Annotated in this window: 10 protein-coding genes and 1 riboswitch; of the genes, 2 read left to right on the plus strand and 8 right to left on the minus strand. The window is 41.5% G+C overall.

All coding sequences use genetic code 11. The features are described from left to right. Positions 1–309: 309 nt before the first annotated feature. The 3 genes from D9X91_RS06975 to D9X91_RS06985 form a co-directional block, all read right to left on the minus strand. Positions 310–2,223, minus strand: coding sequence for a S8 family peptidase (locus D9X91_RS06975; protein ID WP_121679857.1), 1,914 nt, complete (start codon positions 2,221–2,223; stop codon positions 310–312). Positions 2,224–2,297: 74 nt separating this feature from the next. Then, on the minus strand, positions 2,298–3,719 hold the full coding sequence (locus D9X91_RS06980; RefSeq protein ID WP_233569717.1) for an N-acetylmuramoyl-L-alanine amidase: 1,422 nt from the start codon (positions 3,717–3,719) through the stop codon (positions 2,298–2,300). A 428-nt stretch (positions 3,720–4,147) separates the two neighbouring features. Continuing rightward, the gene (locus D9X91_RS06985; protein ID WP_121679858.1) at positions 4,148–6,313 is read right to left on the minus strand and encodes a 5'-nucleotidase C-terminal domain-containing protein; all 2,166 of its coding nucleotides are present in this window, start codon (positions 6,311–6,313) and stop codon (positions 4,148–4,150) included. Between the two features lie 294 nt (positions 6,314–6,607). Here D9X91_RS06985 and D9X91_RS06990 point away from each other — a divergent pair, with 294 nt between their 5' ends. Beyond that, positions 6,608–6,994, plus strand: coding sequence for a hypothetical protein (locus tag D9X91_RS06990; RefSeq protein WP_121679859.1), 387 nt, complete (start codon positions 6,608–6,610; stop codon positions 6,992–6,994). An 18-nt stretch (positions 6,995–7,012) separates the two neighbouring features. Here D9X91_RS06990 and D9X91_RS06995 read toward each other — a convergent pair whose 3' ends face one another. After that, positions 7,013–7,477: a transposase gene (locus tag D9X91_RS06995; protein WP_325050504.1), complete on the minus strand. Its 465-nt coding sequence runs from the start codon at positions 7,475–7,477 to the stop codon at positions 7,013–7,015. Positions 7,478–7,644: 167 nt separating this feature from the next. After that, entirely contained in the window at positions 7,645–8,115 is a 471-nt protein-coding gene (locus D9X91_RS07000; RefSeq protein WP_121679860.1) for a hypothetical protein, read from the minus strand. A 470-nt stretch (positions 8,116–8,585) separates the two neighbouring features. On the opposite strand from D9X91_RS07000, the gene D9X91_RS07005 reads away from it, so the two are divergent. Beyond that, positions 8,586–9,227: a Bax inhibitor-1/YccA family protein gene (locus D9X91_RS07005; protein WP_121679861.1), complete on the plus strand. Its 642-nt coding sequence runs from the start codon at positions 8,586–8,588 to the stop codon at positions 9,225–9,227. 212 nt (positions 9,228–9,439) lie between these two features. Next, positions 9,440–9,525, plus strand: a riboswitch (cyclic di-GMP riboswitch). Between the two features lie 496 nt (positions 9,526–10,021). Here D9X91_RS07005 and D9X91_RS07010 read toward each other — a convergent pair. From D9X91_RS07010 to D9X91_RS07020, 3 genes are all read right to left on the minus strand, one after another. After that, positions 10,022–11,206 carry a polysaccharide deacetylase family protein gene (locus tag D9X91_RS07010; protein ID WP_233569727.1) on the minus strand — a complete coding sequence of 395 codons (1,185 nt, stop codon included), beginning with the start codon at positions 11,204–11,206 and terminating at the stop codon, positions 10,022–10,024. 204 nt (positions 11,207–11,410) lie between these two features. Then, complete coding sequence (locus D9X91_RS07015; protein WP_121679863.1) at positions 11,411–12,661, minus strand: DUF1015 domain-containing protein; 1,251 nt, start codon at positions 12,659–12,661, stop codon at positions 11,411–11,413. 297 nt (positions 12,662–12,958) lie between these two features. Further along, positions 12,959–14,128 carry a phosphoglycerate dehydrogenase gene (locus tag D9X91_RS07020; protein ID WP_121679864.1) on the minus strand — a complete coding sequence of 390 codons (1,170 nt, stop codon included), beginning with the start codon at positions 14,126–14,128 and terminating at the stop codon, positions 12,959–12,961. Between the last annotated feature and the right edge of the window lie 10 nt (positions 14,129–14,138).

The following is a 14,138-nucleotide window of genomic DNA, read 5'->3' on the forward strand; positions in this document are numbered from 1 at the left end:
CACTTTCAGAAGAACTACAGACGATGAGACTTACCTTTTTATTATTTAGTGAAAACAGAGCGCAACTAGGTTGTTTCTAATAGTGGCTAGTAGAAGATTCTTACAGAAAGACGATCTTTGACATTATGACAGCATCGCTTTATGCCTATGAGAAGGATATTTGAGAGAGTGAAAGAAGCGTATCGGCCCATAGTAAAAATCAACACACGCTGCTTATTAACTATAAAAAAAGGGACCGAGAGCATTCTCTCGGTCCCTTTTGTCTACAAACATTCGAGCTGTACACAACACTATATTGCTTGAGTAACCTTATCTTCCAATAAATTCTTTGTCCTCCGCTCTTGCGAGGAAGACGGAGAATTTCGCCCGTGTCATGTATTCATGCGGTTTAAAGCTTCCATCCGGATACCCTTCAGTGATTTTGGCATTGGCAAGCTCATAGATGGCGGTTTCTCCTGTCACATTGCCATTTACATCGGAATAATCGACTGCCGCTGAATCTTGAAGATGATAGGCCCTTGCCAGGAGGATGGCCATTTCCGCCCTTGTCACATTTTGATTCGGCTTAAATGTCCCGTCTTCAAATCCGTTTAGTATTCCTTTTTCCTTTGCCGATTGAATATAGCCGCTCGCAAAGTATTGGCTTCCGACATCCGAGAAGGCTATCGCACGCTTCTCGCCATTCAGTCCGATGGCGCGGCCAAGTAACGCCACCGCTTCCCCACGCGTAATCTGTTTGGAAGGAAGCAGCGTATTCGGCCCTTCGCCATTTAAGATTTGATTGTGATAAAGGTAAATCATATGCGGTGCATACCAAGCATCCGCTGCCAGGTCATCAAAGGCTGGACTTCCCATCGCAACACTTAAAGACTGTTTTGTCACCGTACCATCAGTTTGATGAAAAACAAACTGATATTGATAGGTTCCTTTTTCAATATAATCTTTCCAAGTATCATCTAAAATGTTTTGAGCCAAGACAGTACCGTTTCGATAAATATCTACTGATTTTGTGCTGCTGTTCTTGTCAAAAGCAAAAGCCGCTTCACCATTTTCATTGGCATCAATGCGCACCGATGAAGGCAGTTCGGAAATCGGGTTTTCACCATATCCTGCAATGCCGAACCCGTAAAGAGGATCCTTCCCCGCGGCACCTATATCCTTAGCATTTGCATCAAGGACGTTTCGAAGCTGAGCGCTCGTGTAGGACGGGAACTTTTCTTTGTATAAAGCTAGCAATCCTGTCACATATGGTGCCGCCATGGAGGTCCCCGTCATCGGCATATAGCCATCCTGTGCACCATCAAATGTATCGACATCCTTTGGAACGGTACTGACAATATTGTAGCCAGGGGCTGCGACTTCAACTTCTGAACCTGTTGAAGATTCTACGATCCTATTTGAATTTTGATCAAGTGCAGCCACTCCTATGACACTATCATATTTAGCAGGATAAAGGACCGTGTCCCCACTGCCATTGGTGGTGCCTGCATTACCTGCCGCACCGACAATCACGATTCCTGCATCATGGGCTTTTTTGATCATGGCCCTTAAAGTAGGGTCATCATCTTTCGTCGTAAAGCTTAAATTCATTATATCCACATGCTGTTCAATCGCCCACTCGATTCCGTCGGCGATATTTGTCGTCGTACCTGAACCAACGACATTTAATGCTTTTACAGCGTATAATTGGACGTTCGGAGCGACCCCTACCGTTCCAATGGAATTATTTTGGGCAGCGATGATGCCAGCTACATGGGTGCCATGCCCGTTGTCGTCCTGATATCCGTGGGGACAGCTATCCAATACACACGTTCCCCCTGCTGCTTTTACATCAGGATGGGTCATATCTATACCCGTATCGATAACGGCTACTTTTACACCTTTACCTGTATATTGCGTCCTGACTTGATTAGTAACATTCATTTTCCCAAACGCCCAAGGAGTCGTTTGAGAAGACATGTTGTATGTAAGTTCCTTCTGTACATTTTTCACATTTTGGAGATGTTCGATGACTTTCGCTTGCTCTGCTGTCAATTTCACTTTCACAGCAGGAATCTTGGAAAATTCATGTTGGATTTTTACCTGAAGCTCGTTTAATTCAGTCTTGTCGACTGATTTGTTGAAAAGTATCAGATAGTTCTGGGAACTCGTTTCAGCGTGAGCCAATTGTGGTAAAAAAGATATTAAGAGAATGAAGCCAATTACAATTTTAATAGTTTTCATGTTTTCGTCTCACCTTCTCTACAATTTAAAAAAGGAGTCTTACAATAAGACTCCTCATTTTTGATTATACTGGATTAATACCATTTTGTAGATGGTTGCGCTTGAAGCAAATCATATAACGGCAATACATCATTATAATTTTTATAATGATAGTAGTAATCTAGTATTCCCAGATAAATGGCTTTCGCAGCTTCCTGTCTCCAATAAGGAGATTTCAGCTTATCGTTATCCGATTTATAATCGATGAATCCTAACTCGGTCAAGACAGCCGGCATCGTATTTTCACGGATGACGTGGAAATCACCATTTCTTACTCCTCTATCAGGCAAATGCCAGAAATCCAATAGTCGATGCTGGATGTATGTTGCCAAGGCTGTGCTCGCATCAACATTAGGGTTATGATAGGCTGCGCTATAATAATAAGTCTCAGTTCCAGAGGAATCACCTTTATAAGAATTGGCATGGATACTGACAAAAATATCGGCATTGTGCTCCCTCGCAAATGTCACGCGGTCGCTCAATTCGATTTTCTTATCTGTTTCCCGTGTCATTAATACATTGAACGGTGTCTGTGAAAGGTAGCCTTTAACCCTCAGACCTGTATCCAATACGACGTCTTTTTCAAGAAGTCCGTATCCAGATGCGCCTGTGTCCGGAGATCCGTGGCCTGGGTCAATGACAATCGTTTTTCCTGCAATATTGGAGCTGCTTTGATCCACTTGTGAGTCAGATAGAAAATCGCTATGTACAAACCCAACTGATTGATTGTATTGGACATACGCCCACTTCCCAATCATATAGGCCACTTTCACTTGTCCATTCTGTGGAATTTGCGTCACTGGATCAAATAAAGTAGATGGCCCTTTTCTCATATTCAGTGCATCAGCGTTAACATATTTGACTGTAGAAAAATCAGGCTGTTCCCCATCCATTCTCATTTCCGCATTGATGCTTCTTGCCAAGAACACGGAAAAATCCGATCGGATAATCGGAAGGGATGTTCCAAAAGAACCGTCTGCAGTTCCTGATGAGATGCCTTTGTCCATCAGTTGTTTGGCAGCGCCATTGATCGTTGTTGCACCATAGCCGAATGCACGGCTGATCATGATGGCCATTTCGCCTCGAGCCACTGGTTTTTCAGGCTTGAAAGTTCCATCATTATAGCCTGTTATGATTTTTTTCTTGGCAGCTTCCTCAATATATCCTGATGCAAAGTTATTGCTGCCGACATCGCTAAAATCTGTGTTGACTTGGTTGCCATTCAGTTGTAAAGTTCTGCCGATCATTGCTGCTGCTTCCGCCCTTGTCACTTGTCGGTCCGGATAAAAATGACCGTCCTTTTCCCCGTTGGCAATTTTCCCTGTGGCTAAATAATATATTTCATCCTTAGCACGATGGGTATCTCCAACGTCTGAAAACGTCGCCGCTCCAGCCTGTGTGGAAAACATACAAAAGCTTGCAATAGCAAAAATAGACAGAAGAAAAAGCCGTTTCACCGCTTTCTCCCCTTTCGCCAATTTTCTACAATTTTAACACAAAAAAATTTTCCATTCTATCAAACTTTTAGTCTACGTTCAATAAATTAGCTCCTTATCCATTTCATTCGAAAATATTCTAAAATAATTTATTAATTAGTTGATTTCGGAAAAAACGAAGGTCAATAGAACTGTTTTCAAAATTATATGATTAATTTATTTTTGTAATATCTTGATTTCAAGGAAGAAATTAATCAAACGACTAAATTTAGTATAAATTACCATATTTGTTTTTGTCACAAAAAATTCTTAAATTTAATCATATTTTGACGAAAGACACCATTTATTCAAACGTTTGATTAAATGATCATTACCCAAAAGCACAGCCCCCCACTTTGGGTGCCAGGCACCAAAGTAGGGGGCTGTGGATTATTGAATTGTGAATTCAATTATTTTTGATGCAAGAACATGGAGAAGACTTTTGCTGCTTCTGCTCTTGTTGAAGAATCCGTTGGTTCGAAAGTTTGATCGCTCACTCCATCAACCATTCCCAACTCATAGGCAAGGTTCACGTCTTTCATTTGTTCTTCCGGAATGCCGTTTAAGTCATTGAAATGATCTTCACTCATGACCGCAGGAGTTTTTCCGTATTTCAAATCATATGCACGAATGAGCATTGTGACCATTTCAGCACGGGTAATATCAGCATTCGGGCTGAAACGGGATGCAGATGTACCATTGGTGATCCCTGCCTCGAAGGCTGCTGAAATTTCATTTTGAACCGCAGGCGAAACATCGTTCATATCCATGAATGGAGCTGCTTCAGTAGATTTCAAATCTAAAGCCCTGACGACCATGGAAGCGAACTGAGCCCTCGTCATTTTCCAATCAGGAGAGAATACACCTTCTGAAGTCCCTTTCGTTACATGTTGATAATAAAGATCCGTTACAAATGGATTGGACCATTTATCAATAGCAACATCTTTGAAGACTTTGGAAACTTCTTGGATCCTGCTTTCAGCATGGTAATCGATCGGCTTATCAAATGATTTAATAAAATCCTGCGTCGCATCCAAATCCACTTTTCCTTCTTCCGGTGTACCAGTGAAATAATCAGAAATTTTGTTGTTTGGATCGCCATACATGAAGTTGTTTAAAACGACGCTGTATTCTTTTGCATCATCTATTATGCTGCCATCCGGCATCGTCACACTGACAACCTTGCGAGTGGAACGATCCCATTTATAGTTGATCCCTGAAACGGAAAAGTCCGGTCCGTATTGCTCGGAAATTTGATTGTTTAATAGTTCTTTCACTTCTTTACCGGATAGCTTGATCTTGACAAGGTAGTTTCCGAATGGCTGAATGTTGAACAACTCAGCGTATGTGACCGGCCCTTTGTCTAAATCTTCACGGATTCCGCCGCCGTTCATGAAAGCAATGTCGGCATCCATTGATTTTTTCATACCATCTGCAATCATGTTGCCCAAAGCGTTGTCTCCAACTGGGCCTCTTTCAGCATAGCCGCCATTTAAGGCTTCAGCTGTTTCACCTACTACGACATTTCCTACTTCATCAGACTTCGCTTTGTACTCGTCGATTAATTTTGTTATATCCGCATCAGGAGTGATGCCTGCATGATCCGTATAGACGATTTCTGCTGATTTCTTCACGATATCGTCCGTTGCCGGGTCGATTTCTACGTCAACATCCGAAAATGCTTTTCCATAAGATTCTGCTTCAACAATCAATTTATTGTCGACTACGCGATTTACCTTGATATGGTTGTGCCCAGCAAAGATGACATCAACGTTGTCATCCACTTTTTCGGCAATCTTTGCTGCATCGAATCCAAGGTTTTCACCTTCCTGTTCCAGAGGATTGTGTGCAAGAACAACGATGGCATTTACGCCCTGGTCTTCAAGGATTTTTGCATATTTATTGATTGCTTCCGCTTCATCTGTGATTTCAAGATTTTCATTTCCAGTTTTCACAATGATGCTAGGGGTTTCCTGTGTCACGACTCCAATGAAACCGATCTTGGCGCCGCCAACTTCTTTTATTGTATACGGATCAATCAGCAATTTACCTGTCGATTTATCATATGCATTTGCACAAACAACCGGGAAATCAATGCCATCATATCCTTTTGTCCCTTGTCCATCCGTGCGTTCACCGCCGTTGACGATCCGTTCCATTTCTGAAATCCCTTCATCGAACTCGTGGTTTCCTAGTGTACCAACGTCCATTCCCATTGCTTCAAGGATATTGATCGTTGGCTCATCGTGAAGAGCTGCTGAGATCAATGGACTGGCACCGATCGAATCACCTGCATTGACAAATAACGTATTAGGGTTTTCAGCTTCACGCTGTTTGATGTATGCTGATAAATAATCCAAAGATCCAAGCGTCTCTTTCTTTCCATCTCCATTGATGTCCTGCTCGTATGTATTGTTAATTTTCCCATGAAGATCATTGATTCCTAAAAGCTGTACTTTGATGTTTGCAGACTGCGCATGCACATAGTTCGTACTGAATGGTGCGGCAAATGCGCCGACAGCAAGTGCAGATGCAAGACTAAAGCTTGCGGCCTTTTTTCCTACTTTACGAAACATTCCTCTTCCCCCTTTAGTTTGAATATCCAAATATAGGATATCTTAATATTGTAAACTAGTTATTACCCCTTCGTTAAGATTTTTTAATAATTTAATATATTTGTAAACATGACTATCTTACTATTTTTGTTAAATTTAGATAATTTATTACAATTTGATATTCTTTTATGTCGTTTTGTGTAATGTGGGATAAAATGTAGTGCCGATTTGGTTTTTTCTAATATTAAGGCTCTTTTCGTAAAGTTTGTTGCTCTTGGTCAAAGGTTTTATCATATCCGGAAAGAGGTGAGTAAAGTGCTCAAATATATGCTGATGATTGTCTTCTCTACTTTTCTTTTATGCGGGTGCTCATATTCCGAAGAAAAAATAAGCACATTTGAAGGACAAATCGACTATGTTTCAGGGAAACAAATTAAAGTGGACTGTTCAAATACAGTTGCAGCAAACTCAGAAGAATCAGGGGATCAAGTAGGAGTCGGCTACATTTGCTTTGCAGCCATCAATGGCCAAACAAAGCTGGAGGACAACAACGGGAACTCCCTATCCATCAATGATTTTACAATCGAAGATAAGATTAAAATATTTCTGGAATCCCCTAAAAATATCGGAAAAAGTTTGGAAAGCAGAAAATTCACAGCATCTAAAGTCATCCTGATAAAAGCCAGCCCTGCCCCAAAGTGACAGGCACCCAGGTGCCTGTCACCTAGAATGGTCAGCTTTGCTCAAGCTGGCAAATTCACAATATTGTTTATAGAAGGTTATAGGATCTTCTCCGAAATAGGAAAGTGTACGTCTTGTGTCAATAAGGGGATTCTTGTCCTTGATATCTTTACGAAGAAATTCTTTGTAGCTGCTCCAGGGGTATTTGATGGGGGAATCACAAATCTTTGCTTTATAGGGGTTCAAGTGAATATAACGGCTAGTATCGACAAAATGCTGATGATCTTTAATCAAAACAGCGCTGAACCTTTTTTCGAAAACATGTCCATTCAACTCGTATCTTTTATTAAAATAGTGTGCATAGGTAGATAACAAGTAATGCATGATCTTTGAAACATGTACATCCTTTGTTTCCAATAAAAAATGGACGTGATTGGTCATAAGGCAATACGCATGAAGATCAAAAGGGTGGCGTTTTTTCGCTTTTTCAAAAATGTTAAGTATATTGTATAATCCTCATCAAAACGAAATATGGGTTCTTTTCTATTACCCCTGCTTATAATATGATAAATCGCACCTGGAAACCAAACCCGTTTCTTCCTCGTAATCAACTCACCTCCTTTCAAAAGTCCTCCCCCATGGTGCCTGTCACCAAAGGGGCAGGGCCATTGTTAATCTTTTCTTTTTCTTTTGGTTGCAAGAACTGGGAGTTTAGGTTTTTTAGGTATGTATAGAAATGAGATCCATTTCTCATTTTCCAACAAAAAGCAGCTTAATACACTCAAAACGATATTCTCTGTTAACCGGTGAGAAGAATTATTAGATGAGACATAAATATATCCTTCTACTAAATTAAACACTACCAATAATTTGCTTAAGAATGTCGTACGACGGAAGCAAATTTCAAAACGGGTTTCTTGTTTGAGAGGTAATCTATTCATACGTATGACTGAATTATGTGATGTTGAATTATTTATGAAAGCGTACTTTCGATCATGAAGGACGTCTGAGATGTCTCGAATGGATAATTCCTGCAGTTCTTTAGGTATGTGCTTTTCTTTAAATACAAGAAACCAATTCCGATCTGGATGCCATTCTCCAGATTTATATATACGATCAATCTTAAAGCAATACGGTTTCATTCTTTCCTCCTTTATAGCGTTTTCCAATTATATCCTAATCCTATTGGTATGACTATTCTATCAGAAATTACAGAAAATTGTAAACATGTTTTATTAATTACTTTACATAACTACTAGCAATAGATTCTCATCATTCTGATTGGTTATATAATCTGTTTCATTTATTAAAAAAATTTGCTTGAAGGAAAAGACATTAGGTGAAAAATATGTCCTTTCAAGAACGACGCTTACGAGAATATAGAGAAGATATGTTAATAGACTTAACACTTCATACAATTCATCAATGATGTTAATAAATAAGTACAGCCCCCCCACTTTGGTGCCTGTCACCAAAGCGGGGGGGGCTTAAGAAAATGTACAAATAGGCGTTTTTTTATTAAACTGTTTATAATATTGTTTCTATTGAAAGATATAAAAGTAATGAAACTTTATTTGCTTGAATACGTATTAAAAAATTAGAGGTGAAGAAAATGTATTCAAATACAGAAACTGCTCATTCATTTTTACCGACAGTATTGAAAGCTTTTGCGATATCCCTTGCTTTTGCCTTGCTGGGAATGTGTGCAGGCGTATTCGTTCCACCAGTGCTGTTCATGCCGCTTTCCATCATTGAAATCGGGATGCTGCTTGTGGCCTTTTTCTTAAGACGAAGAAAAGCGATATCCTATACATTCCTTTATGCATTCACGTTCATTTCAGGTGTGACCCTATATCCAGTCATCGCCTACTACTTAGCGACAATTGGTGCGAACATGGTGCTTCAAGCTGTTGGAACAACCGTGGTCGTTTTCGGCGGACTGTCTATATACGCCACTAAGACAAAGCGTGATCTTTCCTTCTTGGGAGGATTTCTGATGGCGGCGCTGCTGGCGCTAGTCGTGCTTGGACTGTTCAACATTTTCTGGCCGTTAAGCTCTACTGCAATGCTTGTATACTCATTCATTGGGGTACTCGTGTTCAGCGGATATGTCCTATTCGACTTCAACCGCATGAAGCATTACGGTGTGAGGGCAGAGGATGTGCCTTTGATGGCGTTGAATCTTTATCTTGACTTTATCAACCTGCTGCTCAGCATTCTTCGCATCTTCGGGATCCTTTCAAGCAGGGATTAATAAGTAGTTTAACCGGAACTTCCTGATGGAGGTTCCGGTTTTAATTTGCTTTGCGATAGGCAGAAAGGCTCCATCATCAGACGTCATTCTCTTCCAATAGACGGCGACATTTGACGAAATTCCCAAAATCAATTACAATATTCAGTATATTATAGGTCTAATTACCCTTTCGTTTATTACATCTTTTTATTATTATAGTCCTGTTAACAAATGTCGAAAAATGGCAAAATTACTGAAAAGTAATGACGCAAAGCTATAGGGGCTAAGGTCGATGGGACTATGCCAGCCAGTTACCGAAACGGAGGAATCATCGTGAAAAAAGCGTATGCTTCTACTGACTCACAGGAGAGAAAAGGGTTTTCCAGCAATTGGATTTTTATTTCTATTTTTATTTTCATTTTACTTCTTGGCGCAATTATCCCATACGTTCTTTAATTTTCTAAGGACTATCCGATATAAAGGATAGTCCTTTTTTCATAGAAAAACAGAAATTTTGTATAATTTTGTAGAAATTATCTGAATATTTATTTTATAATGTAGATAAAATAATCCTTTGGAGGTTTATTATGGAAGGAAGAGCTCGGAGAAACCTACGATCATATCAAAAAAAACGAAGAAGCGGGAACGGCGAATTCAAAGAAAACTTGATTGACTTTTTCTTTCATATTTTAGGTACTGCCATCATATCTGTTATTCTAGTTTATTTACTTTCCTTAATGAGTGATTTTTAAATTACATACATTCAACTAATAAGCCCTTCAAAGAAATTAGTTCTTTGAAGGGCTTATTTATGCTTATTCATTTTCTACTTTTTCTATAAATGCAGCCATGCTGTGGTATCTTGAAATGCCTTGACGCTTTAGTAACAGCAAGGGATCTCCAATGTTGACATTTCCAGTTTCAGTCGTAAAAGCCATATGGATTCCTGCCTCTGAAGCTGCTTTTTCCGCCGTCTTGTTCGTCTGTCCCCACGGATAGGCTAAATATCTAGCATGAATTCCCGTGAATTGGTTCCATTTTTTTAAATCTTCAACAATATCCTCGCCTGACTTGTATTGAAGGTAAGGTTCAAAAGTATCTCTATCTCGTAGATGCATGGCAAAAGTATGTGATTCATAGGAGAAGACATCTTTATTGCTTCTTATGTCATTAAACCCCATATACTGCAGGGAATCAGAGTTGAATGGGAGGCTATGCTGATAAAGCCTGCTCCCAATGACAAAGTCCGTCGCCCGAAAATGGTTCTCTTTTAATATCGGATAGGCATAGTGAATGGTTGAAAGCAACCCATCATCAAACGTTAAGACAACCACTCTTCCAGTCAAATTTTGATGGAACTTCAAATAGTTTTCTAATACGTCCAAATCGATGGTTCGAAATCCCCCATTTTTCAGGTAATCCATCTGTTCATTGAAGGAATCATAGGATACTGTCATGTTGTTTTGAAAATTGACATTCTCGGAATTTTTCAAAATATGGTGATACATCAGGACTGGTATTCCGTGATCCTCTTCTGTAAATTTCTTTAATATATATCCCGTCTTTCCGGAGAAATAAATTTTCAGCCAGTTCGGATTATCTGAAGAAACTGCCGCATAGCGAATATTTCGGTTAATGATCCCGATTGGATGCTGAGATTTATCATCATCAAACACGACTATTTGCCTTTTGGTGATGATCATCTCTTTAGATTTCGATAATTCTGCGGGATCATTAGACTCTTTGGTAATTATTGAATCATCCAAAGATACACTTTCATATACGTTAGAAAAAGGCACAAGCAGCTGATTCTCTTTTTTATCCCCGAAATATTCGACATTCGGCAGCAAAATACCCGCCTTGATTTCTTCTCCTGCAATATTGATTGAAATGTCCGTCTTCTTCTGCACTTGGAATGAAACATTCTCCGCTGCAGACGCCTTCTCGGTGAAAATCAATCCTAATAGAACGAAAAGCCCGACTGTAATAATGTACTTCATTTTCCCCAAAATGATCCTCCCCTAATTTTAGTTGCTTTACCATTCTACTAAAATTAGGGATAATATACCATAAATTATGGAATTTTTTATATTTTATAGGTTTATATTGGTATTTTAATGGATGTTTTGTTCTATTATTTTCATCCCTCACATCCCTCTGCAAAAATAAGCCTCTTTCGAACTCGTCGAAAGAGGCGATACGATCTATTCTAATGGATGGATTAACAATCCGCTCCTCAGCTTCGGTTCAAACCACGTCGATTTCGGCGGCATGATCAGGTTTTGATCTGCGACGGTCATCAATTCTTCTATTGATGTTGGGTGAAGCGCAAATGCGACTTGGAAATTGCCGCTATCCACATGTTTTTCGAGTGCTTCCGTGCCCCTGATCCCCCCGACAAAGTCGATGCGTTCATCGCTGCGGATATCCTTGATTTCCAGGAGAGGTGAGAGGACGTAATTTTGCAGGATGGAGACATCCAGCGTATTGATGATGTCGTCGTCGTTTCGGGATAACTCACCTTTGAAATGAAGCCTGTACCATGCTCCATCCAAATACATCCCCACTTGATGCTTTTTATCCGGTTTGGCTGATGCTTTCTCGACTTTTTCAATATCAAAAGAGTCCCCCAGCAGCTGCAGGAATTTATCCGTAGTGTAGCCGTTCAAGGAGGTGACGATTCGATTGTAGTCCAGGATTTCCAGCTCGTTGGATGGGAACACGACAGCTAAAAAAGAATTGTATTCTTCCTCCCCATTGTAATCCGGCTGCTGCTTGCGCCTTTGCTGTGCGACTTTCGCTGCTGCCTCAGAGCGGTGATGGCCGTCCGCGATATATAGGTTCTCGACGTTTTCAAACAGTGTGACGAGACGATTCACCGATTCCACCTTGTCGATGACCCAAAGTCGATGAACGACGCCGTCTTCGCTTTGGAAGGAGTAGACCGGATCGTGGGATGATTTCCATTCATTCAACTCTTTGTCGATCTGTTCTTCCTGCTTGTAAGCCATCATGATCGGGCCGGTATGCGCATTCAGGCTTTCCATATGCCTGATACGGTCGATCTCTTTCTTCTCGCGGGTCACTTCATGCTTCTTGATGATGTTTTTCTCGTATTCTTCTACAGAAGTACATGCAGCGAGGCCCGTCTGGGTGCGCCCGTTCATTTCAAGCTCATAGATGTAGAGGCTTGGGAGCTCATCCTGACGGAGGACGCCCTCACCGACCATCCATTGCAAATTGAGACTGGCCGTTTCATAGACAAGTTCATCGGTGTCGGATACGCTGTCGTCAAAGTCGATTTCCGCCTTGTCGACATGGAGGAAGGAATACGGGTTATCTTTCGCTGCTTCCTTTGCTTCTTCCCGATTCAGGACATCATAAGGCAAGGCAGCTACTTTCTCTGCCAGTTCGCGTTCAGGACGTACTGCTTTGAATGGTCGGATTTTTACCATGATTGCCACGCTCCTTTAAGGTTTAGGCTATTCGGTGTTTGTTTTTTAAATGAAATGGTTGATTTCCGCGGAAGGATGCTCGCTTTCCGAGGGGCCTCACACGAAGTGAGGTCGTTCGATGTTGGCACAGGACGTGCCGAATCCGCCTGATTCCTCCTCGGCTTCCCTGTGGGGTCTCACCTGAGCCGCTGATCCCTCCGGAGTTTCGCACCTTCCGCTCCAATCAACCTGCTCCATGACGAAATGCTTTCAGATATCTGCAATAAAAAGCCTGTGTATGTTTCTCAGAAACTTTTATTATATAAACCTTATCATAGTGACGCCGGTGATTACTTTTACTTTGCCTTTTAAGATTTCTTCCGCATCATGGTCGATATCCTGGTCAAGGTCTATGATGGTATAGGCATAGTCGCCCTTGCTGCGGTTGATCATGTCGGCGATGTTAATGCTGTTGGCAGCAAGCAGCGCCGTGATCTGACCGACCATGTTCGGAATATTTTGATGAGCAATCGTCAGGCGCTTTTTCCCGATGTAAGGCAACTCCACGTCCGCAAAGTTGACTGAGTTTTTGATATTCCCCGTTTCGAGGTAGGACCGCAGCTGCTGGACAGCCATGATTGCGCAGTTTTCCTCCGATTCCTGGGTGGATGCACCGAGATGCGGGGTGGCGACGACATTCTTCATATTCAAGACGCGCTCATTCGGAAAATCGGTGATGTATTTACCGACCTTGCCGGATTCGAGTGCATTCTCCAGGTCGTCCTCATTAACGAGTTCGCCGCGGGAGAAGTTCAGGACCTGAACGCCTTCCTTCATTTTATCGAAGCCGCTGGCGTTGATGATGCCCTTCGTTTTGTCTGATAGCGGCATATGGAGTGTGATGTAGTCGCATTTTGTGAACACCTCATCGAGACTCATCGCCCGTTGTACGTTCCGTGACAGGAGCCATGCGCTGTTGACGGAAATGAACGGGTCGAATGCAATGACTTCCATATCCAGTGCCAACGCGGCATTGGCGACGAGCACCCCGATGGCCCCGGCACCAACGACTCCGATATACTTCCCTTGGATTTCGGAGCCGATGTATTTCTTCTTTTCTATTTCCACCAGTCTCTCTAAGTTTTCGGCATTTTGAATCGTCTGCGTCCATTGCACGGCTTCGAACAATTTCCGTGATGAGGCGATCAGGCTCGTGATGACAAGTTCCTTGACGGCGTTGGCGTTAGCGCCTGGGGTATTGAACACGACGATGCCTTTTTTCGTACAGTCCGCGACAGGAATGTTGTTCACTCCAGCGCCAGCCCTGGCGATGGCTTTCACGCTTTCCGGGATATGCTCCTCGGTCAACGGATAGCTTCTTAACAGAACGCCATCCGGGGATTCGGTGTCAGTGAGACGATATTTTTCTTCTGAAAATAAGTCAGTTCCCTTTTTGGCAATTTGGTTGTAGACCTGGATTTGATACATTCCGACAACT

Source organism: Falsibacillus albus, from assembly GCF_003668575.1.
GTDB classification, from domain to species: Bacteria; Bacillota; Bacilli; order Bacillales; family DSM-25281; genus Falsibacillus; species Falsibacillus albus.